The sequence below is a fragment of the Guptibacillus hwajinpoensis genome, assembly GCF_020524165.1.
GTDB lineage: Bacteria > Bacillota > Bacilli > Bacillales > Guptibacillaceae > Guptibacillus > Guptibacillus hwajinpoensis_D.
This window is the reverse complement of sequence record NZ_JAIVKU010000004.1, coordinates 353,173-378,696: the sequence shown is the minus strand read 5'-3', so window position 1 is coordinate 378,696 and position 25,524 is coordinate 353,173. Positions and strand designations below refer to the sequence as shown.

33 protein-coding genes and 2 riboswitches are annotated in these 25,524 nt (G+C 40.2%); of the genes, 3 read left to right on the top strand and 30 right to left on the bottom strand.

The window, feature by feature from the left end; genetic code table 11:
* Positions 1–23: 23 nt before the first annotated feature.
* The 25 genes from ribE to LC090_RS08920 form a co-directional block, all read right to left on the bottom strand.
* A complete protein-coding gene (ribE, locus tag LC090_RS09040) occupies positions 24–680 on the bottom strand; it encodes a riboflavin synthase (protein ID WP_226657317.1) in 657 nt (218 codons plus the stop codon).
* Complete coding sequence (gene ribD, locus LC090_RS09035) at positions 680–1,762, bottom strand: bifunctional diaminohydroxyphosphoribosylaminopyrimidine deaminase/5-amino-6-(5-phosphoribosylamino)uracil reductase RibD (protein ID WP_226657315.1); 1,083 nt, start codon at positions 1,760–1,762, stop codon at positions 680–682. The genes ribE and ribD overlap by 1 nt, the downstream gene beginning before the upstream one ends.
* Positions 1,763–1,896: 134 nt before the next feature.
* Positions 1,897–2,041, bottom strand: a riboswitch (FMN riboswitch).
* 22 nt (positions 2,042–2,063) lie between these two features.
* On the bottom strand, positions 2,064–2,501 hold the full coding sequence (locus LC090_RS09030; protein ID WP_226657312.1) for a peptidylprolyl isomerase: 438 nt from the start codon (positions 2,499–2,501) through the stop codon (positions 2,064–2,066).
* A 92-nt stretch (positions 2,502–2,593) separates the two neighbouring features.
* On the bottom strand, positions 2,594–3,913 hold the full coding sequence (lysA, locus tag LC090_RS09025) for a diaminopimelate decarboxylase (protein WP_226657310.1): 1,320 nt from the start codon (positions 3,911–3,913) through the stop codon (positions 2,594–2,596).
* A 106-nt stretch (positions 3,914–4,019) separates the two neighbouring features.
* A riboswitch (Lysine riboswitch) is annotated at positions 4,020–4,207 on the bottom strand.
* A 46-nt stretch (positions 4,208–4,253) separates the two neighbouring features.
* Positions 4,254–5,747: a spore germination protein gene (locus tag LC090_RS09020; RefSeq protein WP_226657308.1), complete on the bottom strand. Its 1,494-nt coding sequence runs from the start codon at positions 5,745–5,747 to the stop codon at positions 4,254–4,256.
* Positions 5,737–6,306, bottom strand: coding sequence for a stage V sporulation protein AE (locus tag LC090_RS09015; RefSeq protein WP_255648071.1), 570 nt, complete (start codon positions 6,304–6,306; stop codon positions 5,737–5,739). Before LC090_RS09015 ends, LC090_RS09020 begins: the two co-directional genes overlap by 11 nt.
* A gap of 5 nt (positions 6,307–6,311) precedes the next feature.
* The gene (gene spoVAE / locus LC090_RS09010) at positions 6,312–6,662 is read right to left on the bottom strand and encodes a stage V sporulation protein AE (protein WP_226657306.1); all 351 of its coding nucleotides are present in this window, start codon (positions 6,660–6,662) and stop codon (positions 6,312–6,314) included.
* Positions 6,662–7,675 (bottom strand): stage V sporulation protein AD, encoded by a 1,014-nt coding sequence (gene spoVAD, locus LC090_RS09005; protein WP_226657304.1) that lies wholly within the window; start codon positions 7,673–7,675, stop codon positions 6,662–6,664. Before spoVAD ends, spoVAE begins: the two co-directional genes overlap by 1 nt.
* 13 nt (positions 7,676–7,688) lie before the next feature.
* Positions 7,689–8,147 (bottom strand): stage V sporulation protein AC, encoded by a 459-nt coding sequence (spoVAC, locus tag LC090_RS09000; protein WP_226657302.1) that lies wholly within the window; start codon positions 8,145–8,147, stop codon positions 7,689–7,691.
* The gene (locus LC090_RS08995; RefSeq protein WP_226657300.1) at positions 8,147–8,578 is read right to left on the bottom strand and encodes a stage V sporulation protein AB; all 432 of its coding nucleotides are present in this window, start codon (positions 8,576–8,578) and stop codon (positions 8,147–8,149) included. The genes spoVAC and LC090_RS08995 overlap by 1 nt, the downstream gene beginning before the upstream one ends.
* The gene (locus tag LC090_RS08990; protein ID WP_226657298.1) at positions 8,575–9,192 is read right to left on the bottom strand and encodes a stage V sporulation protein AA; all 618 of its coding nucleotides are present in this window, start codon (positions 9,190–9,192) and stop codon (positions 8,575–8,577) included. Before LC090_RS08990 ends, LC090_RS08995 begins: the two co-directional genes overlap by 4 nt.
* Positions 9,193–9,351: 159 nt before the next feature.
* Positions 9,352–10,107 (bottom strand): RNA polymerase sporulation sigma factor SigF, encoded by a 756-nt coding sequence (sigF, locus tag LC090_RS08985; protein ID WP_226657296.1) that lies wholly within the window; start codon positions 10,105–10,107, stop codon positions 9,352–9,354.
* Between the two features lie 12 nt (positions 10,108–10,119).
* Positions 10,120–10,560 (bottom strand): anti-sigma F factor, encoded by a 441-nt coding sequence (gene spoIIAB / locus LC090_RS08980; RefSeq protein WP_226657294.1) that lies wholly within the window; start codon positions 10,558–10,560, stop codon positions 10,120–10,122.
* Positions 10,560–10,910, bottom strand: coding sequence for an anti-sigma F factor antagonist (gene spoIIAA, locus LC090_RS08975; protein ID WP_224591718.1), 351 nt, complete (start codon positions 10,908–10,910; stop codon positions 10,560–10,562). Before spoIIAA ends, spoIIAB begins: the two co-directional genes overlap by 1 nt.
* A 100-nt stretch (positions 10,911–11,010) precedes the next feature.
* On the bottom strand, positions 11,011–12,189 hold the full coding sequence (locus LC090_RS08970) for a D-alanyl-D-alanine carboxypeptidase family protein (RefSeq protein ID WP_226657292.1): 1,179 nt from the start codon (positions 12,187–12,189) through the stop codon (positions 11,011–11,013).
* Between the two features lie 153 nt (positions 12,190–12,342).
* Complete coding sequence (locus LC090_RS08965) at positions 12,343–13,644, bottom strand: pyrimidine-nucleoside phosphorylase (protein ID WP_226657290.1); 1,302 nt, start codon at positions 13,642–13,644, stop codon at positions 12,343–12,345.
* A gap of 21 nt (positions 13,645–13,665) precedes the next feature.
* The gene (locus LC090_RS08960; RefSeq protein ID WP_226657288.1) at positions 13,666–14,490 is read right to left on the bottom strand and encodes a purine-nucleoside phosphorylase; all 825 of its coding nucleotides are present in this window, start codon (positions 14,488–14,490) and stop codon (positions 13,666–13,668) included.
* Positions 14,491–14,511: 21 nt separating this feature from the next.
* Positions 14,512–15,690: a phosphopentomutase gene (deoB, locus tag LC090_RS08955; RefSeq protein WP_226657286.1), complete on the bottom strand. Its 1,179-nt coding sequence runs from the start codon at positions 15,688–15,690 to the stop codon at positions 14,512–14,514.
* 139 nt (positions 15,691–15,829) lie between these two features.
* Positions 15,830–16,720: a site-specific tyrosine recombinase XerD gene (gene xerD / locus LC090_RS08950; RefSeq protein WP_226657283.1), complete on the bottom strand. Its 891-nt coding sequence runs from the start codon at positions 16,718–16,720 to the stop codon at positions 15,830–15,832.
* 13 nt (positions 16,721–16,733) lie between these two features.
* Complete coding sequence (locus tag LC090_RS08945) at positions 16,734–16,961, bottom strand: YqzK family protein (RefSeq protein WP_224591702.1); 228 nt, start codon at positions 16,959–16,961, stop codon at positions 16,734–16,736.
* A gap of 95 nt (positions 16,962–17,056) precedes the next feature.
* On the bottom strand, positions 17,057–17,536 hold the full coding sequence (locus LC090_RS08940) for a Fur family transcriptional regulator (RefSeq protein WP_224591699.1): 480 nt from the start codon (positions 17,534–17,536) through the stop codon (positions 17,057–17,059).
* 121 nt (positions 17,537–17,657) lie between these two features.
* Positions 17,658–18,299, bottom strand: a complete 642-nt coding sequence (gene spoIIM / locus LC090_RS08935) for a stage II sporulation protein M (RefSeq protein WP_226657281.1) — start codon at positions 18,297–18,299, stop codon at positions 17,658–17,660.
* Positions 18,300–18,387: 88 nt separating this feature from the next.
* Positions 18,388–18,564, bottom strand: coding sequence for an endonuclease Q family protein (locus LC090_RS08930; protein ID WP_226657279.1), 177 nt, complete (start codon positions 18,562–18,564; stop codon positions 18,388–18,390).
* Between the two features lie 438 nt (positions 18,565–19,002).
* Positions 19,003–19,158, bottom strand: coding sequence for an endonuclease Q family protein (locus tag LC090_RS08925; protein WP_226657277.1), 156 nt, complete (start codon positions 19,156–19,158; stop codon positions 19,003–19,005).
* Positions 19,155–19,697 (bottom strand): NUDIX hydrolase, encoded by a 543-nt coding sequence (locus tag LC090_RS08920; protein ID WP_226657275.1) that lies wholly within the window; start codon positions 19,695–19,697, stop codon positions 19,155–19,157. Before LC090_RS08920 ends, LC090_RS08925 begins: the two co-directional genes overlap by 4 nt.
* A 107-nt stretch (positions 19,698–19,804) precedes the next feature.
* Between LC090_RS08920 and mciZ the strand changes: the two genes are divergently transcribed.
* Positions 19,805–19,963 carry a Z-ring formation inhibitor MciZ gene (gene mciZ, locus LC090_RS08915; protein WP_226657272.1) on the top strand — a complete coding sequence of 53 codons (159 nt, stop codon included), beginning with the start codon at positions 19,805–19,807 and terminating at the stop codon, positions 19,961–19,963.
* A gap of 37 nt (positions 19,964–20,000) precedes the next feature.
* Here the strand turns inward: mciZ and LC090_RS08910 are convergent, their stop codons facing one another.
* Positions 20,001–20,540 (bottom strand): cysteine hydrolase family protein, encoded by a 540-nt coding sequence (locus tag LC090_RS08910; RefSeq protein WP_226657270.1) that lies wholly within the window; start codon positions 20,538–20,540, stop codon positions 20,001–20,003.
* A gap of 138 nt (positions 20,541–20,678) precedes the next feature.
* Here LC090_RS08910 and LC090_RS08905 point away from each other — a divergent pair, with 138 nt between their 5' ends.
* Positions 20,679–21,590 (top strand): aldo/keto reductase, encoded by a 912-nt coding sequence (locus tag LC090_RS08905; RefSeq protein WP_226657268.1) that lies wholly within the window; start codon positions 20,679–20,681, stop codon positions 21,588–21,590.
* A 49-nt stretch (positions 21,591–21,639) separates the two neighbouring features.
* On the opposite strand, the gene LC090_RS08900 is transcribed toward LC090_RS08905, so the two are convergent.
* From LC090_RS08900 to LC090_RS08890, 3 genes are read right to left on the bottom strand one after another with little or no spacing between them, the layout of a single operon-like run.
* The gene (locus tag LC090_RS08900) at positions 21,640–22,308 is read right to left on the bottom strand and encodes a CoA transferase subunit B (protein ID WP_226657266.1); all 669 of its coding nucleotides are present in this window, start codon (positions 22,306–22,308) and stop codon (positions 21,640–21,642) included.
* 10 nt (positions 22,309–22,318) lie between these two features.
* Positions 22,319–23,005, bottom strand: coding sequence for a CoA transferase subunit A (locus tag LC090_RS08895; RefSeq protein WP_226657264.1), 687 nt, complete (start codon positions 23,003–23,005; stop codon positions 22,319–22,321).
* Positions 23,006–23,027: 22 nt separating this feature from the next.
* On the bottom strand, positions 23,028–24,212 hold the full coding sequence (locus LC090_RS08890) for an acetyl-CoA C-acetyltransferase (protein ID WP_226657261.1): 1,185 nt from the start codon (positions 24,210–24,212) through the stop codon (positions 23,028–23,030).
* Between the two features lie 159 nt (positions 24,213–24,371).
* On the opposite strand from LC090_RS08890, the gene LC090_RS08885 reads away from it, so the two are divergent.
* Positions 24,372–25,289 carry a hydroxymethylglutaryl-CoA lyase gene (locus LC090_RS08885; protein WP_226657259.1) on the top strand — a complete coding sequence of 306 codons (918 nt, stop codon included), beginning with the start codon at positions 24,372–24,374 and terminating at the stop codon, positions 25,287–25,289.
* Between the two features lie 52 nt (positions 25,290–25,341).
* On the opposite strand, the gene LC090_RS08880 is transcribed toward LC090_RS08885, so the two are convergent.
* A complete protein-coding gene (locus tag LC090_RS08880) occupies positions 25,342–25,503 on the bottom strand; it encodes a hypothetical protein (protein ID WP_226657257.1) in 162 nt (53 codons plus the stop codon).
* Between the last annotated feature and the right edge of the window lie 21 nt (positions 25,504–25,524).

The following is a 25,524-nucleotide window of genomic DNA, read 5'->3' as shown; positions in this document are numbered from 1 at the left end:
ACCTTATCCTCCTGTTGCATCACTTATTTAAACCCGTGTTCTTCAAAGAACTGACTCCCTAGTGAAGACGTAGGTTCTGGCTTCGAATCATTTCTTTGTTCAAGGTATTTCATAATATACTTCCCAAGCATGTCGCATTCAATGTTCACTGGATCTCCAACTCTTTTCTTACCAAGGACTGTCTCTTCGACAGTATGAGGAATTAGTGAAATTGTAAGAGAATGTTCCCCAATACCAAAAACAGTAAGACTAGTGCCATCAACTGAAACAGAACCTTTTTCTACAAAGTATATTAACAAGTTTCGAGGAATCGAGATGTCATAATATATCGCGTTATCAATTTGCTCAACACGCGTAATTTTCCCCACACCATCCACATGCCCAGAAACAAAGTGACCACCAAAACGTCCAGTTGCGGACATTGCGCGCTCAAGATTTACTGAAGAGTTCGGCCCTAGCTGACGAAGGCTACTAGTACGAAATGTTTCAGGCATGATATCGACAGTAAAAGAAGCATCTGTAAACGAAGTAACCGTCAAGCAAACGCCGTTTATCGAAATACTATCTCCGAGATGAACATCCGTTAACACTTTCGATGCAGCGATCTGCATCACGATGGACTCACCTGCTTGCTGTACACTTTCCACTCTGCCAATCTCTTCTACGATACCTGTAAACATTAAGAAAGCCTCCTTGATGAGATGATACGAATATCTTCTCCAATGCGCTCTACGCTATCAATATTTAAATCGACCGCTTCGCTCATCGTTTGAAATCCTTCAGCGCCAAATGCTGTTGGAGATTTTTTTCCACCAATGAGCTTAGGTGCGATGTATGTAATCACCTGCTGAAAAGCATGAGATTCCAAAAAACTGCCGTGCACTTGAGATCCACCTTCTACAAAAACAGAGGTAATTTCTCGATCCCCAAGAATCGATAAGACATCTTCAATAGGAAGATCTGGATTAGCCACTTCAATAACTTGAACATGTGAAGGGAACGTTCGGTTCGTTATTTGTGTCGCTTGTTTAGTAGTAAGTATCCACGTCTCTGCTTTCTGATCGTTTAACACCTGTGCATCCTCAGGAATCCTTAATTGACGATCAAGTACAATTCGAATCGGAGAGATGCCTTGTCCATATCGAGTCGTAAGGGAAGGATCATCAGAAAGCACCGTTCCAATTCCCACCAATATAGCGTCATGCTGATGACGAAAGGCATGGACATCCTTTCGCGCTGCTTCTCCGGTTATCCATTTACTATCACCCGTTTGTGAGGCTATTTTACCGTCAAGTGTGGTTGCCGCTTTTAACGTAACAAATGGACGCTTATGGGAGATATAATGAAAGAACATCCGATTTAGATTTAGTGCCTCTTCCTCCAATAGTCCAAGTGTTACCTTTATCCCAGCTGATTTTAGCCTGGCGACTCCTTTGCCCGCTACAAGTGGGTTGGGATCCTGGCTAGCCACATATACTTCATCAACACCAGCGTGAATGAGAGCATCGGCACAAGGAGGCGTACGCCCATGATGACTACACGGTTCCAGCGTGACATATACCGTGCTACCTTTTGATTCAACACCCGCCATTTTTAAGGCCTGGATTTCAGCATGTCCTTCTCCAGCTTTTAAATGTGCTCCCATCCCTACGATCCGCCCATTATTTACAATTATGCAGCCAACTGAAGGATTCGGACGTGTTTGACCTATCGTGCTTCTTGCTATTTCAATTGCAGTGTTCATAAAATCGATATGATCCATCTTATTAACTCCGTTTCTACTCTCCCTAGCGGATTAGAAGGAGAATAAAAAACTCCCATAACAATGTTATGGGAGTGAAAATGATATGACAAATAAGCCTTTAGAATCCATGATTCAAAAGGGGATTTGTCATAAGTTTCCTTCTCCCATCCAGACTATACTGTCGGTTCTGGTTTTTCACCAGATCCACCGTTTGCTTACGCAACCGGGTCACGGACTTAGCTAGCATGGCTAGACATCACCGCCGGTTGGGACTTTCACCCGACCCCGAAGGAAAGTATTTAGTTTTTATGCATCTGATCTATTCTTCGTCCCAGACTTTAACTTCTTTCATCACATCGCCTTGTTTAATACGAAGAACTGTATCCATTCCTTCTGTTACCTGACCGAAAACAGTATGCACACCATCTAGGTGAGGTTGTGGTTCATGAACAAGGAAAAACTGGCTACCACCTGTATTTTTACCTGCATGAGCCATAGACAATGAACCAGCTACGTGCTTATGAGGGTTTCCTTCAGTTTCACAATCGATTGCGTATCCAGGTCCACCCATTCCAGTCCCCGTTGGGTCTCCACCCTGCGCTACGAAACCTGGAATTACGCGGTGAAAGTTTACACCGTTATAAAATCCTTCGTTTGCAAGCTTTTCAAAGTTAGCAACGGTATTTGGTGCTGCTTCTGGATAAAACTCAATTTCGATTACTTCTCCATTTTCGAATGCAATTGTTCCTTTTTTCATAAACTAAATCCTCCTGCGCTAACAATTTTCTTAAAAGCTCTTTCATTATAGCACAGACTTAAGCTGTTCCCTATCATTTCTACTTATCAATATTATTTTGAAATAATCGCATGCTTTAAAGGAAGGTCGTGTCGGATTAAATCATCATACGATTCTCTTTTCACCACCAGATTGGCTTCTCCATTTTCTACAAAAACAACCGCTGGTCTCGGTAGTCTGTTGTAATTATTTGCCATTGAGTAACCATAAGCTCCTGTTGAAAATACAGCCATCGTATCGCCAGCAATGGCTCGCTGTAACGTACAGTCCCAAATTAACATGTCACCAGACTCACAACATTTTCCAGCAACAGAATATAGGTGATCTTTAGGTTCGTTCATTCGGTTTGCAATCGTCGCTTCATATTTCGCCTGATAAAGAGCAGGTCGTAAATTATCCGTCATCCCTCCATCAACTGCAAGGTAATGACGAAGCTCGGGAACTTTCTTATGAGAACCAACTGTGTATAAAGTCATTCCTGCTTCTCCAACGAGCGAACGTCCGGGTTCAATCCATATTTCTGGCATCGTCATGTCATTTCCTACTTGAGTCTTTACCGTTTTTATCATCGCCTCAACATATTGCCCAACTGGGATCGGCTCATCTTCTTCTGTATAACGAATACCAAATCCTCCACCAAGATTAAGAACTTCTGGCTCATAACCGTAGGATTTATGCCATGTAGCAAGATAACGATAGATCTTTTCGATTGCCATAACAAAGCCATTTGTTTCAAAAATTTGTGATCCGATATGACAATGGAGACCAAGAAGATGAATGGCTTTCATTTCTGTTGCTCTTCTAATCGCCTGCTCTACCTGCCCACTTTGTAAATCAAAACCAAATTTAGAGTCTTCCTGACCAGTTAATATATAGTCGTGAGTGTGTGCTTCGATTCCAGGCGTAATGCGTAACAATACATTTGCAGTTACATTCTTTTCCTCTGCTAATTGTTCAAGTAGTGATAATTCGTAGAAATTATCTACTACAAAGCAGCCTATCTCAGCATCCAACGCCATTTGAATTTCAGCTTCGCTTTTGTTATTTCCATGAAAATGAATGCGTTCAACTGGAAATCCAGCCTTTAAAGCTGTATACAACTCCCCACCTGACACGACATCAAGACTTAACCCCTCTTCTTCAGCAAGTTGAATCATGGCTATACAGGAGAAAGCTTTACTTGCATAGGCAACCTGGTAATTGACCTTCTCTTGTTCAAAGGCATGTCGAAACGCTCTCGCTTTCTCTCTAATCATTGCTACGTCATAAACATATAAAGCTGTTCCATATTTTTCACTCAGTTGAACCGTATCGATTCCTCCAACTGATAAATGACCTTCTTCTGAAATCGCTGACGTTCCATATAAATTCACGACCATTTCTCCCCTCTCGCTAATATGAATGCGAGCAACCCTCCACAAAAAACAAGAAAACAGCCAACTTTATAGATACATTGGCTGTTTTCTCCGTATCCTCACGAGTTGGATTAGCTCACCACTGAAAAAAATCCATTTTCCAGTGACAGTCTGCAACTTGTTCAGCAGCAGCCCAGCAAGAAAAGAATGGCTCTTTTCCCACTTCGGCAAATTGACCTTTCCGATATCGTCCTCGCATTCCATTCTATGCTCAGATACCGTACTCATTCGTTTTGCGCCTCTATCCCCATTACATTCAATGAGGTCTATTCAATTAAGAAATAAATTATCATACTTTTTAAGATTCGGCAAGTGGTTTGTCCGGTTGCTTCGTTTCGTTTTGTGGTTCTGTGATGCTTGGCCGGAGTTTCGTGAGAGGAACAGACACACGAATCAAGACTTGAATAAAGGCTTTTGGGTTAAATGGGATAAAGGGCCACAAATAAGGTGTATTTAATGGTTTTAACGCGACAAGGAATAAAATGATCGCCGTAATCCCAATCATGTAACCCGGTACTCGAAAGAAAAAGACAAGAACTAAAAGGAGTAGCCTGACTAATTTATTTGCAATAGATAATTCATAACTTGGCGTTGCGTACGAACCTATAGCTGCAATCGAGACATATAGAATAACTTCAGGTACGAACAACCCTACATCAATCGCAATTTGCCCGATTAAAACGGCTGCAATCAAACCCATTGCAGTTGAAAGAGGCGTAGGGGTATGGATGGCCGCCATTCGCAGCGTTTCTATCCCAATTTCAGCAAGCATAATTTGGGCAAAAATAGGTACATTCGTTTCATCATTCGGTCCAATAAAATCAATTGTTTTAGGTAGTAACTGCGGTTCATATACCGCTAATAACCAGAGAGGTAATAACAACAATGCTGCCAGCATTCCACCAAATCGAACCCATCGTAAAAAAGCTCCAGGGAGTGGTGCTTCTCGATATTCTTCTGCATGCTGTACGTGATGAAAAAACGTTGTTGGCGTAATCATTACGCTTGGTGAAGTATCAACGATAATCAACACGTGGCCTTCTAACAAATGAGATGCTGCCACGTCTGGTCTTTCGGTATATCTGACAAGAGGAAAGGGGTTACCAGCTTGATGGACAAGAAATTCTTCTACCGTTTTATCAGCCATTGGAATACCGTCTATATTAATTTCTTTTAATTTCTTTTTCACAATTTCCACTAAATTAGGGTTAGCTACATCTTGAATATAGGTAATACACACGTCAGTTTTAGAGCGTTCGCCTATTTGAAAAATCTCATTCCGTAAGCGCCCATCTCGAATACGACGTCTTGTTAACGCTGTATTTTCAATAATATTTTCAGTAAAACCATCACGAGAGCCTCTGATTACTTTTTCAGTATCAGGTTCTTGAGGCGTTCTTCCAGGATATTTTCGAACATCGATGATATAGGCAATCTCTTCGCCTTCCATAAAAACAGCGATTAATCCTGATAAGACTTGATCGATAACTTCATCAAACGTTTCGACCTCTGTAACCTGCTGATGTGGCAAATGATTATGTATCACCTGCTCAAATTTCACCGTTAAGCGATGATGATCGTCGATCTCCATCAGCTCTCGCATGATTTCTACAATAATCGATGTATCACAAAGTCCTGTACAATAGTAAAACTGAATTTCTTTGTTTAGGATTTTAAGTTTACGCACGCCAACGTCAAAGCTTTTCCCAATTCCGATTGATTTCTTTAAAAATTCTTCGTTTTCTTTCAGTTTTTTAAATATTTTTTGTTTATTATCGACTTTAGAGGTCATAGAAACCGCTCCTTTCAAGCAGAATTTGAACGGCTTTTAATGTTATAGGTGAACCAACTTCCGGATCGTCAAGACCAGACATTTTACCTATATCACCAACACCTATAATAATGGGAAGGTTTAGTTTATCTAATATCGACACAGTATCACCATCGATTCTTCCGAGCTCCATATCCGCAAACCCATTTTTGTCCACTCCATAGTGTGTTAGTTCACCGTCACGATCAATTGAGACATCTACTCTTGTCCATTCTGAAAAATGAGTTCTAGAGGCTACTGCAATAGCTCCAAGTAGTTCAATATTCTCGTCTTCCGCAACAGACTGCATGGCAAGTTCTCCATAGCCTTCACCGGGGAATCCACTATCATCGAACATAACAAAAACCGGATCATGAGGGGCTTCGTTAATAAGTGAAATGATTTCATATCCAGCAAGCGGGGTAGGGTTTCCTGCAGATTGACTAATGCATCTTCCTCCAATATCTGACGCTACTTTCTCAATGGCTTTCTGAGCATAAAGGTCTCCATCCGTGACAAAGATAACCCGCCGCTTTTTCATGATTTTCACCCCTTTGGTTTAAATAAAATGGCTATAATGAATCCGAAAACGATAGCTGAAGAAATACCTGCTGATGTTAATTGAAAAATCCCCATCGCAATGCCTATAAATCCATGTTCTTCCCCCTGCTGCATCGCTCCATGAAGCAATGAGTGACCAAAACTTGTAATCGGTACAGTTGCACCAGCTCCTGCGAATTCAATCAGGCGGTCATAAATCCCAAATCCATCGAGAATTGCTCCTGTTACAACAAAAGAAGACATCACATGAGCTGGTGTTAGTTTAAAAATATCAAGTAATAACTGACCGATAACACAGATCCCTCCACCTACAGCAAACGCGATAAAATATTCCACTATCCTTCACCTCCAACTCGCTCAAATACAACAGCGTGAGCTATAGAAGGCATACTTTCTTTTTGCTGTATCATAACAGGACTATGCAAACATCCTGTTGCTGTAACGAGGATTTTTTGGTAATTCCCCTTTTTCAAGAGATCAATTAGATGGCCATAAGTCACTACAGCGGAACATGCACACCCACTACCACCAGCAAATACTTCTTTTTGATCTGGCCGGTAAATCATCAGGCCGCAGTCGTTATGATTGTTCGTAATATCTAACCCTTTCTCAAGTAATAAATCTCGTACAATCGGTGCTCCTACAGCTGATAAATCACCTGTTACGATAAGATCATACTCTGAGGGTTCAATATTCAAATCTTTAAAATGAGTCGCTAACGTATCCGCCGCAGCTGGGGCCATCGCACTTCCCATATCAAATGGATCTTTAATCCCCCAATCGACCACTCGACCAATTGTTGCTGCAGAAATTCGAATGTCAGATCGATCTTGACTAATCAACGCTGCACCTGCACCTGTTACTGTAGAAGTCGCCGTTCCTGGCTTTTGACCACCGTATTCTGTAGGATATCGAAACTGTCTTTCAGCTGTTGCGTTATGACTACTCACCCCCGCAATGGCTTTCTTTGCAAAACCACCTTCAACAAGTGAAGAGGCGATCGCTAGAGATTCCATTGAAGTGGAACAAGCTCCAAAAACCCCAAGGAAAGGAATATGATTCGTTCTTGCTGTATAAGTGGCGCTAACGATTTGATTTAATAAATCTCCTGCAACAAAAACGTCAACATCATCCTGATTTAATTCCTTTTTGGATAAACAGCTTGTAACCGCATCTTCAAGTAGCTTTCTTTCCGCCAGTTCCCAATTATCCTGGTCACAATGAAGGTTGCTATAGGTAACATCAAACGAATCACCAAACGGGCCCTCCGCTTCTTTAGGACCAACCGCCGTTCCTACCGACTGCAAAAAAACTGAGGAGAATTCCCATGTTTGTTTTCCTGTCTTCATAATGATCCTCTCCTTATATCAACGCTTTAAAAAGCATCCTTACCATGCCCACGATATATGCAGCTACAGTACCAAACACAATGACCGAACCGGCAAGTTTAAACATATTGGTTGCAATACCTAGTACGATACCCTCGCTTTTATGCTCAAGAGCTGCACTAGTAATTGAATTAGCAAAGCCTGTAACCGGCACTGCGGACCCTGCGCCTGAAAACTGACCAATTTTGTCGTACCACCCGAAAGCAGTTAAAAGAGCAGCGATAAGGATCAGGGTAGCAACCGTAGGGTTTCCTGCACTTTCTTTTGAAAAATCAAAGACGTTTATATAGAAATTCTGTACTCCCTGACCAAACATACAAATGAATCCTCCAACAATAAATGCCTTCACAGCATTAAATACATACGGGGGTTTTGGCTGATATGATTTGATATTTTTTGTATATTGTTTCTGATCATTCAATGAATTCGCCATTACTTTACACCTCCATTCACAAAAATTGTCCAATGAAACAACGAGCCAAAAACTTTCCCTAGAACAATAGCCATTAGTAGAAACAGAATTTTATCGATAAATCCAATTCGTTTCGTTAATATAGGGAGTACATTTAACACTTCCGTTAAAGCAGCTGCCAACATACCTATAAAAACTCCTGCCCCTAGACCAATCGGTACTACAACAAACTTAGGAAGGTTTAAAGTTGGATTTCGTAAGGATAGCCAGCTTGCGACAACAGCTCCTATAATAATGCCCCATTCATAAAAACGAATAAGATGCCACGTTTTTGATAACTGTGTTAGGCGTGGAATAATACCAAGTACCGAAAGAAAAGCAACAAAACCTGCTCCAACCGCAATCCCTTCGGCGAAGCCTATGAGCATTACGAGTAAAAACTGGGCATTCATGGTTTTTTATGACCATTCTCATCATTTTCATGCACAATGACATATTGATCGAGATCCTGTTGGTAATTGAACATTTCTACTTCTAACGGGCTGGGCTCTTCGTTAAATCGCTTCTTAAAAAGGTGGTTAAAGAAAAGAACCATACCGATTCCGAGACCAAAAGAATACGGGACTTGCAAAAGCAATGGTTTTGGATTATCGATTCCAGTCACAATTTTATAAATTTGCTGGTGAACTTCTCTCATGCTGACATCTTCATGGAAATTCATGATGGCAAGAGCAGCGCCAATAAATAATAAAAACCAAATAAACACAAAATAAACAGGTGCCAATTTCTTTTTTGGATATTGAACTTCTACAATTGTTTGTGTAGGACCAACAACTTGTACTTCTATGTTTGTCATGACACAGTGTATTGCTGTAATCACTTTCATCACATCGATCACAACTAAGTTTTTATCTTCTTTTGTCACCTGGTAAATGGGGATCTCTTCTACTTTGGCACAATAGGCATCTTCACCAATCAACTGTGCGATATCTCTTATTAAAAGTTCTTGGTTTGGAGGAACTTTCTTTTTCTGCCTAAGTCTAAGATAAATCATCTCACTTTCCATGATCCTTCACCTCCTTATGCAAGGGGCATGTTGGTTATAGTATGTTTCTACCAAATCACTCTCATTCTCACGCTACTCAAGTACCATTAATTCCCTAAACCGAATCAAGGGTGAGCATTATTTTGCCTCACCCGAAACCAAAATAAAAGAACAGATGAGCTATTTGCTCATCTGTTCTTTTATTTGTTTTAGAATCTTCTTTTCTAATCTCGACACTTGAACTTGAGAAATACCGAGACGCTCTGCCACTTCCGACTGAGTTTGATCTTTATAATACCTTAAATAAACAATTAACCTTTCTCTCGTATCGAGATACTGAAGCGCTTCCTTTAGGGCTAATTTATCAAACCAGGCGTTATCCGTGTTGTCTGCAATTTGATCTAAAAGGGTAATCGGATCCCCATCGTTTTCATAAACGGTTTCATGAATGGAAGAAGGAGCTCGAACAGCTTCTTGGGCGAGAACCACCTCTTCAGGTGTAACCTCGATTTTTTCTGCAATTTCATTGACTGTTGGCGTTCTTCCAAGCGTTTTAGATAACTCATCCTTTGCCTTTCTTACTTTGTTGCCCGTTTCTTTAAGGGAACGGCTTACTTTCACGGTCCCGTCATCTCGAATAAAACGCTGGATTTCTCCAATAATCATTGGAACTGCATAGGTGGAGAATTTCACATCGTAACTTAAATCAAATTTATCAACGGATTTTAGCAGACCTATACACCCAATCTGAAAGAGATCATCCGCTTCATACCCTCGATTGAGAAATCGTTGCACAACTGACCAGACAAGACGCATGTTCTTTTGAACAATCAGGTCTCTCGCTTCCTGGTCTCCATCCTGGCTTTGTTTAATCAATTCCTTTACTTCATCAGGCTTAAGTTGCGACTGTTTCCCTTTTCTAACCTCCACGTCCATATGCAGGTCCCCTTAATTACATAGCGCTTTATTTTTTGATAGGTATTTCATTAAGTGAATGGTTGTCCCCTGTCCACTTGCAGACTCTACTTTAACTTCATCCATGAAATTTTCCATAATCGTGAAACCCATACCGGAACGTTCCAATTCAGGCTTTGACGTATATAACGGTTGCCTTGCTTCCTCGAGGTCAAGAATCCCGACACCGTTATCACGAATAGTAAGATTTACTGTATCATCATTTAACTCGACGGATATATACACCTTTTCTTCGCCGTTTTGCTCATACCCATGGATAATCGCATTAGTCACAGCCTCTGAAACAACGGTTTTAATTTCGGTTAATTCATCGACAGTCGGATCAAGCTGAGCAATAAAAGCCGCAACGGTTACCCGTGCAAAAGATTCATTTTGACTAAGCGCAGAAAATTCTAGTTCCATTCGATTTCTCATTACGCCACCCCCAAAGTTGCGAGGGCATGCTGTTCATCAGCCTCTAGCCTCACGATTTTAAAGAGTCCAGACATTTCAAACAAACGTTTTACAGGAGGCGAAATCGAACAGACAACCATTTCTCCACCAAAGCTTTTCACCTTATTGTACCGGCCAAGAATGACACCAAGACCTGAACTATCCATGAAAGATAGTCCTTCAAGACTCAGAACAATATGCTCAATTTTTCGTTCTTCAATGATTGTATCTACCCTGTCTCTTAGTTCTTCTGAAGTATGATGATCCAACTCTCCATCAAGTCGAATCAAAAGAACGGGATGTCTCACTTCAAGATTGATCGAAAGACTCACGTAACATTCCTCCTCATGTTTGCTTGTGAGTTTTTTCTCTCTTTACAGGGTTAATTCCTTCTTCGTGACAAAACTAGTGTTGATTCGATGAAAGAGGCGATCACTTGACACTCCCGGTAGGTGCTTTGGCGAACTGCGCTGCTGTCCTTTTCATTAGTTGCCACCAAGAAGCTTTGTTAATATCTTCAGCGGATATAACAGGTGATGTTGCTGTCACACGACCATCAATTTTCACGGAAAGTTCACCAACCTGATCACCCTTATTTACGGGTGTTTCAATATTTTCCTTCATTTTGATACTGGTTGTGATATCACCGTTTTCTTGACCTTTTCTCAAGAGTACAGACACGCGCTCAGATGTGACAACAGACATGGAAGGCTGATTTCCTTTATTAACTTTCACTTCTTTCACAACATTGTTTCGATCAAATAATTTTTGCGTTTTATATTGAGAAAATGCATAATCAAACAGTTTTGTAATTTCACTATTTCGTACTTTTGGAGAAGGTGCACCCATTACAACAGCAACGACTCGCATGTCATCCCGTTTGGCGGTTGCAGTAAGACAGTATTTCGCTTCACTTGTAAACCCTGTCTTCAAACCATCCACACCGGGATAAAATTTAACAAGTTTATTCGTGTTAACAAGCCAGAATTTTTTATCTGTATCCTGCCTTAAATAATCTTCATATAGGCCTGTGTACTTGGTTATAAGATCATATTTAAGAAGCTCTTTTGCCATCAGGGCCATATCATTAGCAGTAGAATAATGATCGGCAGCTGGTAATCCTGTAGGATTTACAAAATGCGTGTTTTTAAGCCCCATTGATTTTGCTTTTTCATTCATCAACTGAACAAACTCTTCTTCTGAACCAGCAATAGCTTCGGCCATAGCAACAGATGCATCATTACCAGAAGCGATTGCTATGCCTTTTAACATGTCATTCACTGTCATTTCCTCTCCTGCTTCGAGAAAAATCTGAGAACCACCCATTGATGCAGCATATTCACTTGCTCTTACTTTCTGATCAAGGCTAATTTTTCCACTTTCAATGGCTTCCATAATTAAGATCATCGTCATAATTTTTGTCATACTTGCAGGAGGAAGCTTTTTGTCACTATCTTTTTCAAACAATACTTCACCTGTATCACGCTCAATTAATATAGCTGAAGAAGCATTTTCTGCGATTTTTAATTTCGTTTCTTCTGCATGAGTAAAAGAAGGAACAAGTAGGGTTCCTCCCAGCAAGAAGGCGAGCGCTGTTGCAACAACTTTCATTGGTGATCCCTCCATTCTTAATATTACAAGGATTTCCAACATGTTGGAAAAATATACGAATTCTCAAACCTTCAATTGGAAATACACCTCCCCCGGTACAATTGACGAAAAAAAAGAAGCCTCTTAGTAGAGACTTCTCACATATTCCATCACTTAGTTAATCACTTTATAGATGAGTTGAGGCTTTTCAGTAGCTTCTTTAGAAAGCGTGTACGCTTCATTAATTTTATTGATAGAGTCTTCGGCATCTTCTTTATCGCTGTGAAGAACAACTAATGCTTCGCCTTTCTCTACTTTGTCACCAACTTTTTTCTTAAGCGTAATTCCTACACCATGGTTAATGAGGTCGTCCTTAGTTGCTCTTCCTGCCCCTAGATACATAGCCGCGACGCCAACGGACTCAGCGTCTATTTCCGTTACGTATCCATCTTGTTGTGCAGTTACTTCGATTTCATGCTTAGCTTTCGGTAATTTTGAAAGATCGTCAATGACGCTTACATCGCCACCTTGAGCTTGAACGAGCGTTCTAAATGATTCAAATGCTTTTCCATTTTGCAGATTTTCTTCTAGGGTTCTATAAGCAGTATCAAAATCATCAAATGCACCAGCAATCACTGTCATATGAGAAGCGAGTTCGAGCGATAGAAGACGTAGATCCTCTATATTCTCACCCTGAAGCACCTGACAAGCTTCACGTACTTCATTCGCATTTCCTACTTCAAAACCAAGCGGCTGGCTCATGTCACTAATTACCGCAACGGTGTTTCGTCCCAGATTCTTTCCGATGTTAACCATTTCCCTAGCAAGTGCTTCTGAATCTTCAAGTTTCTTCATAAATGCGCCAGAGCCAGTTTTCACATCTAGAACGATTCCATCTGCTCCTGAAGCAAGTTTTTTACTCATTATTGATCCTGCAATCAGAGGAATCGAATCAACAGTAGCTGTAACATCGCGGAGGGCATACAGTTTCTTGTCTGCAGGAGCCAGGTTGCCTGTTTGTCCTGCTACAGATAATTTATGTGTATTCACGTTATTAACAAACTCTTCCTTCGTCATTTCAATATGGAAGCCTTCAATGGATTCAAGTTTGTCTAATGTGCCGCCCGTGTGACCCAAACCTCTTCCTGACATTTTAGCTACCGGTACACCAACAGAAGCTACCAGTGGACCAACAATAAACGTTGTTTTATCACCTACGCCGCCTGTTGAGTGCTTGTCCACTTTATGACCTTCAATAGCAGACAAATCAATTGTTTCACCCGACTCCACCATAGCTTGAGTAAGCATCGCTGTTTCATTTGACTTCATTCCGTTGAAATAAATCGCCATCATTAAAGCGGATGCCTGGTAATCAGGAATGTCGCCTTTTGTATACCCATCAATAAAGAAATTGATTTCTTCTTTCGTTAATTCTTTACCATTTCGTTTTTTCTGAATGACGTCTACCATTCTCATTGAATCGCTCTCCCTTCTAACTTAACCCATTTTGCTTACAATTGTTTTCACTAAAAGCAAGAAGTTAGCCTTCACCTTCTCCGTTGTTTCAATCACTTCATCATGGTGAAGTGGCTGATCGAGGATTCCAGCAGCCATATTTGAAATACAAGAAATTCCGAGTACATCCATGCCGGCATGTCTTGCAATAATCACTTCTGGTACAGTTGACATTCCCACTGCATCCCCACCTAATGTGCGTAGCATACGAACTTCTGCTGGCGTCTCATAAGTTGGTCCGGTATTTCCGACATAAACGCCAGATTGAAGCTTCATTCCAAGCTCTTTCGCAGTATCCTGTGCTAAATGTTGGAGATCTAGAGAGTATGCTGTAGACATATCTGGAAAACGAGGACCAAACTCATTGCTATTCGGTCCAATTAAGGGATTTGTGCCGAAGTTGTTAATATGATCAGCAATAACCATTAGATCACCAGGTTGGAAATCTTCATTTATTCCACCTGCTGCATTCGTTACAATCACATTATGAATGCCAAGTTCTTTCATCACACGAACTGGGAATGTTACTTTGTCCATTGAGTACCCTTCATAGAAATGAAAGCGCCCTTGCATGGCTGCCACTGTTTTACCATTTAATGTTCCAAATACAAATTGTCCAGCATGCCCTTCTACTGTTGACACGGGGAAATTCGGAATATCGCTATATGGAATTTGTACAGGATTTTCAATTTCTTCAGCAAGAACACCTAATCCAGAGCCTAATATAAGACCGATTTCTGGACGAAATTCCCCTACTTGATCTTGTATATAGGATGATGCATCTTGAATTTCTTGTTTAATCGTCATTTCCGTTCCTCCTCTTAATTCTCAAAGCTTCTCAAGAAAGCTAGTCCCGTTTTCTGGTAACGTTACCTCAAAATTTTCCGCGATAGTTGCTCCCACATCAGCGAACGTTTGACGGATACCAAGGTCTACTGCTTCTTTAATCCCTTTATGATAGGCAAGTAACGGGACATATTCACGCGTATGGTCTGTTCCATGGTGGATAGGGTCATTTCCATGATCTGCCGTAATCAGAAGCAAATCATCTTCTTCCATCCGTTCAAGAACTTCCGATAGTCTCTCATCATACTCTTCTAAAGCTTCGCCATAACCCTGCGGATCTCTTCTGTGGCCAAATAGTGCATCAAAGTCAACAAGGTTAAGGAAACTGATTCCTTCAAATTGCATTTGTTGTGTTTCAATAAGCTTATCCATACCGTCCATATTAGACTTTGTACGAAGCGACTTCGTAACACCTTCTTCATCATAAATATCAGAAATTTTCCCAATCGCAATGACATCTTTCCCATTATCCTTTAGTTCATTCATTACTGTATGCCCAAAAGGTTTTAGTGCATAGTCGTGACGATTGGATGTTCGTTTAAAATTGCCCGCTTCACCGATGAACGGCCTTGCAATGACTCTCCCTACCATATATTCTTCCGCTTTCGTCATTTCTCTTGCAATCTCACAAATGTGATACAGTTCATCAAGTGGTACGACATCTTCGTGTGCAGCAATTTGCAAAACAGAATCTGCTGAAGTATATACAATAAGTGCGCCTGTTTTAACGTGTTCTTCACCAAGCTCGACTAGAATTTCAGTACCGGAAGCAGGTTTATTTCCAATAATCTTTCTTCCAGTTCTATTTTCAAGTTCGGAAATGAGCTTATCAGGAAAACCTTCCGGGAACGTTCGAAACGGTTGCTCAATATGGAGCCCCATAATTTCCCAATGACCAGTCATCGTATCTTTTCCGTTAGAAGCTTCCATCATTTTCGTATAGTGTGCCATAGGCTGATTAGCTTTCGAGATGCCATTAAGTTCACGGATATTACCAAGGCCTAACTTTTCCATATTCGGCATTTTTAGTCCATTCATATGGTCAGCAATATGACCTAAAGTGTCTGCTCCTACATCATCAAATTGATCAGCATCCGGAGCTTCACCGATTCCCACTGAATCCATTACTACTAAAAACACTCTTTTAAAACGTTTTGTCATATTTATCCTCCTCGTTCATGATCCATTCAAGTTTATTATTCCCTCGAAAAAACAAAAAACACATATGTGAATGCGTTTACGAAAGCAGAAAAAAGAAAAACCTGGCCAGAGACCAGACTTTTTCTGGGGAGTGCCGTTATTAAGCGCGAGGATGATAGGTGGAATAGATATCCTTCAGCCTTGCTTTTGTAACATGTGTATAGATCTGTGTTGTAGAAATATCTGCATGTCCAAGAAGTTCTTGGACCGCTCTCAAATCAGCACCATTTTCTAATAAATGAGTAGCAAAAGAGTGCCTTAACGTATGTGGAGTAAGAGGCTTTGTAATGTTTGCTTTTATGGCAAGTTTCTTAAGAATTTTCCAGAAACCTTGTCTTGATAAACTTTCACCTCGATGATTCAAAAACAACATATCTGTTCGATTCTTCTTCATTAATTGGCTTCTACCCTCTTCAAGATATGTTGTAAGTGCATCTCTTGCCATTTTACCTAAAGGAACGATTCGTTCTTTATTTCCCTTCCCGATCGTTCGAATAAAGCCCATTGATAAATGGATATCTTCCATTCTTAGATCAATCAGTTCACTAACACGTAAACCAGTTGCATACAAAACCTCTAGCATGGCACGATCACGTTTACCGAATGGGGTCGAATAATCTGGCGCCTCCAATAATTGTTCTACTTCTACAGTTGAAAGGATTTTAGGCAATTTCCGCTCTGTCTTTGGTGTTTCTATATGTACAGAAGGATCTTGTTCAACAGCCTTTTCTCTCAGTAGAAATTGATGAAACGCTCGTATCGAGGCAATGTTTCGAGCAACTGTTGTTGATGCTTTCCCACTATCTCTAAGTGCATAAAGATAGTTCACAATATGCATGCGCCTGACGTCATTAAAAGAAGATATCTTCTCATTTTCTTTTAAATGCTTTAAATATTGAGCGAGGTCTCGCCTGTATGCATCGAGCGTATTTTTGGACAGGCTCCGTTCCACAATTAAATAATGCAAAAAATCCTTTACCTGATCTTCCATTGCAAACGCTCCTTTATTCACCAATCTGGTAAAACAAATTGAGCCTTTCAAGGAAAGTGTGCTGAGTATTCGATTCCATCTGAACGACTTTCACCGCTTTTCCTTGTGGCACATCATATCGATGGTAATTCTGGTATTCTTGATTTACCCAGAGAATGCCAAAGTAAAATAGTAAAGTACATCCAGTAAAGAGCAAGAAAACTTTCATTGTATCTAAAACAAGCAATAGACCCTGTTTCAATCTAACGCACCTCCATCTCTAGTAAAAGATATGCCAGAGATGGAGATTTTTATACATCGTTAGGATTTATAGGGTCATAAAAGTGTTTAAAACTATTAAGTATGGTTTATTGCTTGTTCGGTAGGCTCTTTATCTTCCTGCTTTTGACAGCGATAACAGATTCCATGAAACGTTAGTCGATGATCTTTAATCTTAAAGTTCCAATCGTTTTCAACTACTTTTTCTACATCTCCAAGTAAATCTTCCTGAATTTCGTCCACTGCACCACACTCAATGCAAACAAGGTGATGATGAAAATGGGCCGCGCCCTCTTGTCTTAGATCAAACCTTGACACACCATCGCCAAAGTTGATTTTATCAACAATTTTCAATTCAGCTAGTAATTCAAGCGTCCGATAGACTGTCGCTAAGCCAATTTCAGGAGATTTCTCTTTTACAAGTAAATACACATCTTCTGCACTTAAATGGTCTTCTTCGTTCTCAAGAAGAACACGTACGGTTGCTTCCCGTTGCGGTGTTAATTTATAGCTTTGAGAATGAAGATGTTTTTTAATTCGATCGATTCTGCTTTCCATGTCCCATTTCCCTCCCTCGATCGATGCCATTTTCATTATAAGCAGTAGGGAAAAGGGTGTCAAATTAAAATCATTATCAACCCGAAATTGGAATTATTATTATATAGTAGTCATTTTGGTTTTATTTCATATCCACAACTGCTTTTATTAATCCAGGTGAGAGGTAAGCTTCAAACCAGGCGGCTACACATAAAACCCCTAATGCACAAAGGATAATTCCTGAAAACCTTATAAATGGAGGAAGAATAGGTTCTACCCGTCTTTTCATAAATAATTGCTTCATAAGTCTAAGTGAGAATGTTAAGGAAGCAGTCGCTACAACAATCATGATCGGCACTGCTAGGATATTTTGAGGGAACACAGAAACGAAAGCTAACAAAAAACCTTTCCAGCTCATTTGGTTAACTAGAAAACCGACCGTAAATCCCACCACGATTCCTTTCAAAAAAAGCATAACTAGTACAATAGGAAGACCAATAATGGTAAGACCAAGAAGCCACATTAAACCGATATACTTCGCATAATGAGTGAGACTCTGCTGAAACATTTCAGAAGATGTTGCAAATTGACCGTCGGATACTTGTCCAAAAAATCGACTTAAATAAACGGCGAGGTCTTCTTTTTGAGTAAAGCTTAAACTATTTACGATAACAGCTCCAAACACGATTCCCATCAGAAATAAAACAGCGATAAATGTGTAGAGTGATAACTGATCTGATAAGTGAGCGGATATCATTTGCTTTAAACGTCTACTCCGATTCATACGTCTCCCCCTTCATACCACCTTTGATAAAGTCTATGAAATAAGAGTGAAGCGTATGACTGATCGATAGATTATCTCTTTTAATAGATCACCTTTCCGTAAGAACCCCATCGCCTAGCTTTATTTCAAGTTCACCACTCCTAGAAAGGACAATGAGTTGAGCAAGCTTCTTCCCTACTACTTTTGCCAAATCACTTTCCAAAACGTGATGGAGAATATCCATTTCGGTACCAAATATCGTTAATAGGAAAAGGGTGAAGTTCATGGATTTGGTCTGCCATTTTCGTGTCTGAAGAAAGCCCGAGTTCGGTCTCGTCAACTTTATTTAGATCAAGCACTTCGCTTATAGACCGATGAATCCCCTTACCATAAATACTCTTAAAGGGAGTAAATACATGAGCAGGTATAAAGCAAGTTCTCTTGTTTTCTCTTGAATAACTGCTGCTTTTTCATAAATTCGCTGAGAGCTAAGCGTAACGTTTTTCATGCGATGCTTTAGCCACACTGAAAAATGTTTCATTTTTGCTAAATGCGGCAAATACACTAGTACGTGAAGAGGACCATGACAATTTTCATCATAGATTTCAATTTCGGTTCCCAAAATGAGAGTAAGTGAATTAAAGCGAATTCCACCCTCTCTCAATTCGTAACCCAACCCACTAACTATGGACTCTTCTAATTCGGCTATTCCTTCAGGAACGTGTCAATCGATCACGCCAATCATATCCAGACCTTTTCTTGTTCCTACTTCTTTTAAATTAGAAAAAGGGGTTAAAGACTCAAACCCTGTTATTTTCTCTGATTTATTGGACGCAGTTCTCCCGATATGAATATGGAAGTCAGCGTAACATGAACTCATTTCAATCGCTTCATGTTTAAATACATGAGTGCGTATGCCGTTTTTGCATCATGGATTTCCTGGGTGACTAGCATTTCTTCCATTTCTTCTAGTGATAAATGGAGCAAATCAAGAAACTCATCTTCATCAGCGGACTGATCTCCCTTTTTCGATAACCCTTTTGCAACGTACAAATGAACAAGTTCATTTGCAAATCCCGGGGACGTATAAAATGAGATCACTTTTTCCAGCTTCTCACATGTATAACCCGTTTCTTCTTCTAACTCACGAACAGCCGTTACTTCAGGCTCTTCACCCTGTTCAAGTTTACCGGCTGGAATTTCTACTATTGCTTTACCAAGAGCTTTGCGGTATTGCCTAACAGCTAATATTTTTTCATCAGGTGTTTGGGCAATAATAGCAACTGCTCCAGGATGTTCAATTAATTCGCGCTTGCTTTGTTTTCCATTCGGTAACTGAACATCCTCTACTCTTACGTCTATAATTCGACCTTCATAAATGGTTTCTGAGTGCAAGGTCTTTTCATATAAATGGTCCATTCGTTCATCATCTCCTGGTTCTAAAAATTCGAATCGATACATAAAGTCTATCACATAAGACAAATAATAGTGAAAGGCAGTATCGAACTATTTAGGAGGTTCTGGTTATGAAGGTTTATATTCAGCCCAATGGTGTAACAATGGTTGGAAAACCAAAGCAGATTCAATTAATGATTAGACACTATATGAATCACTATGAAACGATTGAAGAATGGATTCACGCACCTGCAGTCCGTACCAAATCTCACCTTAGATTAATTCAATAAACCAAAAACGCTGCCAGGTAGAAGGCAGCGTTTTCATTTACCGAATTTCTGTTTTAAAAATATTTTTCATTTGTTGAAGAAAAACATCATGATGTTCAGTAAATGTTGCCATACAAGAACTTTGAGCAACGGTATGGAACCCTCTTGCATAGGCGCCATATGCGGTTAGAAAATCACATATATCAGTACATACCCCCGAAAGATGAACTGTGTCTACATTTTTAGAAGTTAAGATCTCTTCTAAGTTTGTGTTGTAGAAAGCATCATATTCAGGCTTTGGCACATAGGTTACTTGTGCATGATTTTTATTCTCTTCAAACCAGGTTTTCAATTCTCCGTACAATTCTTGACCCCACGTTCCGATTACATTATGTACTGGCCAAATCGCAAAGTGCTCATCATTCTCTTCATGGGCGTCCATACATATGATCACTTCTTTTCCTTCTTCAAGAAATTCATTTGCTAGCGTAATAATATTTGGAACAATCTCCTGTCCTACTTTCCCCGAAGTAAGTCCACCCTCATCATGAATAAAATCATTGCTCATATCAATAATTAGTAACGCTTCTTTCATCATGCTACCCCTCCTATTGCTCTTAACTATAGCAGGTGATTTGATAGGCGACAAGACACTATTAATTAGCATATTATTGGCGCGAAATCTTCTCTCACGATACACTTAACATAGATTCAATTTGGGGAGGAATGTTTCGTTATGAAAAGCAATCAACTTGGAAATTCAAAGCTTCATGTAAGTGAAATTGGACTAGGTACCATGTCGTTAGGTACAGATCGAACGAAAGCAATTTCACTCATTCACGAGGCGATCGATAATGGCGTTACCTTTATCGATACGGCAGATTTGTATGACTTCGGCTTAAACGAAGAAATTGTAGGAGAAGCATTGCGTGATCGAAGAGATGCCGTAGTACTTGCAACAAAAGCAGGCAATCACTTTGAAGTAGGAAAAGAAGGATGGTACTGGGACCCTTCTAAAAAGCATATTAAAGCAGCCCTAAAAGATAGTTTAAGACGTTTAAAAACAGATCACATTGACCTTTTCCAACTACACGGAGGAACGATTGAAGACCCAATTGATGAAACGATCGAGGCATTTGAAGAGTTAAAAGAAGAAGGTCTGATTATCGAGTATGGAATATCAAGCATTCGTCCAAATGTGATTCGAGAATACGTAAAAAAATCTTCTATTGCTTCAGTGATGATGCAATACAGTATTCTTGATCGTCGTCCCGAAGAAGAAATGCTCGATTTATTACACGACAATAACATCAGCGTTATTGCTAGAGGCCCTCTCGCTAAAGGAATGTTAACAGATCAATACAAAGAAAAAGTAAAAGAAGATGGTTTTCTAGACTATTCGAAATTCGAAGTTATTGAAACAGTTAATCAGCTTTCTGAGATAAAGGGAGATCAGCGTAATTTAACTCAAACAGCGCTAAAATATGCTCTTGCTCATCCTGCGGTAGCAACCGTTATTCCGGGGGCTAGTCGGAGTGAGCAGCTGCTTGCAAACCTTACGGCCCAAAATGCTCCAGACTTAACATCTGAGGCAATACAAAATATCAAAGCCGTATCCAAAATGAACGTCTACGACAAACACCGTTAATGAAAAGAAGAGCACAGTCATATGACTGCGCTCTTCTACTTTTATGAATTTAAAAAGCTTCGAGCAATGGATCCACAATGATCAATTCTGGTTCGGTTGAAGCTTGGATATCCTCTATACTATAGCCATTTGCCACTTCTTTTAAGACAAGTCCTTCTTTTGTAATATCAAAGACTGCTCGATCTGTTATTATGCGATTCACAACGCCTTTCCCGGTGAGAGGGAGACTGCAAGAGTTTAGAATTTTAGGTTCTCCGTTCTTATTAACGTGATCCATAATTACCACAATGCGTTTCGCTCCGTGGACGAGGTCCATTGCTCCTCCCATCCCTTTAATCATCTTTCCAGGTATCATCCAATTCGCTAGGTCGCCATTCTTTGAGACTTCCATACCACCTAGTATTGCTACATCAATATGCCCACCTCGAATCATAGCAAATGATTCAGCACTATCAAAATAAGCAGCTCCTTGCATGGCAGTTACCGTCTCTTTACCTGCATTGATTAAGTCGGGATCCACTTCTCCTTCTGTCGGGTAAGGTCCAATACCGAGAAGGCCATTTTCCGACTGAAGAACAATTTTTTTACCATCTGGAATGTAGTTAGCTACCATTGTTGGCATTCCAATTCCTAGATTCACATATGACCCGTCCAGTATTTCTTTTTCAGCACGTCTTGCAATCTTTTCACGAACTGCTGCTTTATCTACTTTCACCATGATTAGCCTCCTATCGCGTTGTTAATCGCTCGATCTTCTTCTGCTGCTCGCCAACAATAACCTTCTGAACATAAATACTTGGAGTATGGATACGATCTGGTTCTAACTCACCAATGTCAACTAACTCTTCCACTTCAGCAACCGTTACTTTTCCTGCCGCAGCAATCATTGGGTTAAAGTTCCGAGCTGTTTTGTTGTAGACTAAATTCCCCATAATATCTCCTTTTAGAGCACGGACGAATGAGAAATCAGCTTGAATCGCTTCTTCCAACAAGTATTCTTTTCCATTAAATGTCCTTACTTCTTTCCCTTCTGCAATCGGAGTTCCGACACCAGCAGGCGTATAAAAAGCTGGAATCCCTGCTCCACCTGCTCTAATTCGTTCTGCCAATGTTCCTTGAGGTATAAGTTCCACTTCTAATTCACCTGAAAGCACCTGTCTTTCAAACTCTTTGTTCTCTCCCACATAGGAACCAATCATTTTTTTAATCTGTTTATTTTTAAGAAGTAGCCCCAGGCCCCAGTCATCCACTCCGCAATTATTTGAAATAACGGTTAACTCCTTAGTTCCTTTCTCTTTTAATGCCAGAATTAAATTTTCTGGTATTCCGACTAAACCAAAACCACCAACTAGAATGGTTGCTCCGTCTTGCACTTCTTGTACCGCTTCTTCAAACGTCTCAAGTATAGGTTTCATTCACTTTTACCTCCTACCATTTTTAAGGTCGTTCAACGATCGTTGCTACTCCCTGTCCTCCACCGATACATAGTGTAGCTAAACCAAAACGCTCATTCCTTCTTTTCATTTCATGAAGAAGTGTGACTAAAATACGCGTACCACTTGCGCCAATTGGGTGACCAAGAGCGATAGCCCCACCATTAACGTTTAAAATGTCTTTATTAAAATCAAGGTCTCTACCAACGGCAAGAGACTGCGCAGCAAAAGCCTCATTGGCTTCCACTAGATTCATTTGTTTCATTGAAAGTCCAGCTCGTTCAAGTGCTTTTTTCGTAGCAGGAACGGGGCCTAACCCCATAACGCTAGGATCTACTCCTCCGCTCGCATTCGAACGAATAGTGGCAAGATAATCAATTCCGAGCTTATCTGCTTTTTCTTTACTCATTAACACCACCGCTGCTGCTCCATCATTGATTCCAGAAGCATTTCCTGCTGTAACCCCACCATCTTTTTTAAAGGCAGGACGCAGCTTTGAAAGCTTTTCAACCGTCGTTCCATGCTTTACATACTCATCTGTATCGAATATAACGGGATCGCCTTTTCTTTGAGGGATGGAGACAGGAAGGATCTCGTCTTTAAACAATCCTTTTTCAATTGCTGCCTGTGCTTTTTGCTGACTCCAGGCAGCAAACTCATCCATTTCTTCTCTTGTTAAATTATAATGCTCACATAAGTTTTCAGCTGTTACGCCCATATGATAATCATTAAATGCACACCATAACCCGTCTTGAATCATACTGTCGATCATTTTTTGATCGCCCATCCTAAGGCCATCGCGAGCCCCTTGTAATAAGTATGGCGCCTGACTCATATTCTCCATGCCGCCAGCTACAACAATATCTTGATCCCCAAGCATAATCGATTGCGCACCAAGGTGAATCGTTTTAAGTCCCGATCCACATACTTTGTTTATCGTCATAGCAGGTGTAGAGACAGGAATACCCGCTTTCATCGCTGCTTGTCGTGCCGGGTTTTGTCCAAGACCTGCTTGGAGGACATTCCCCATTATGACTTCTTCAATTTGATCACTTGCTAGACCCGCTTTCTCCACCGCTGCTTTAATGACCATGCCACCAAGCTCTGGTGCTGCTAGAGATTTTAGCGAACCATTGAATGATCCTACCGGCGTTCTGATAGCGCTTACAATTACTACTTCTCGACTCATTTCGATTTCCTCCTTATGTACGACTCTCTTCTACATTATTCTTAATTAATTCTGAAAACTCCTTCTTCATTTAAGAATTTCCATTATTCAAACGATTTCCTTGCAAGAACTCCATAGCTTTGTTTTAATTAGAAAGAGAGCGCTTACAAGAGAAGGGTGATGAACGTTTTGCTACCAGACCGTGTTACGATTATTGAAGTTGGACCAAGAGATGGACTTCAAAATGAAGCGAATCAGATTAAAACCTCAGATAAGATAAGCTTCATTCAAGCATTAAAATTAGCTGGAATTCAAGAGATGGAAATCACTTCATTTGTATCTCCTAAATGGGTGCCACAAATGCAGGATGCGAGCGAAATTGCAAACCATTGCCTCGATGATAAAAGAAATTTTGTTCTTGCACCTAATCGAAAAGGAATTGAAAGAGTCAAAAACACCGACGTAACGGCGGTCGCGCTTTTCGCTGGTGTAAGTAACACCTTCAATAAAAAAAACAGCAATAAAGAAACCAACGAGCTGCTAAATGAATTAGTTCCGATCATCCAAGAGTTAAAAACAGAGGGTTATTTTGTAAGAGCTTGTATTTCAACTGCATTTTATTGCCCATACGAAGGAAAAATCAATTTGGATGATACAATCAATGTTTGTCGAAAATTTGTGGATGCTGGTGTAGATGAACTAAGTGTTGCTGATACAATCGGTATGGCAACCCCTGAAGAAGCGGACCTTCTTTTTAGTTCGCTTCTAAAAGAGTTTCCTTCAACCTTATTAACTGCTCACTTTCATGATACGCGTGGAATGGCCCTTGCTAACATTTATGCTTGCTTACAGATCGGCATTTCTCGATTTGATACATCCGCGGGTGGACTTGGTGGTTGCCCCTTTGCTAATGGAGCTACAGGAAATGTGGCAACTGAAAGTGTGGTCTATATGTTAGAGCGAATGGGTATAGAAACAGGGGTTGATCTCGAAAAAATAATGAAAGCACTTGATCATATAGAACCCCATCTCTCAAAACCGATTACCACGCCTCACAGAACGTTGTATAAGAAGGAAAATAAAACATTCATAAAGTGACATAAAATGATTATGGTAAACTAAGATAAAAAAGCACACAATGTGTGCTTTTTTATCCTTTTACAATCGTTAAGATAATACTATAAATCAACGCGAGCACAAGTCCACCAATTAGAGTAATACGGTCCATTTTTTGACCCTTAAACAAATTGAGTACCCCTTTTACAACCATAAAAACAACAAAGAAAATAAAAAAATACATCAAAAATGTCACGCTAGTGAAGCCCCCTATTTT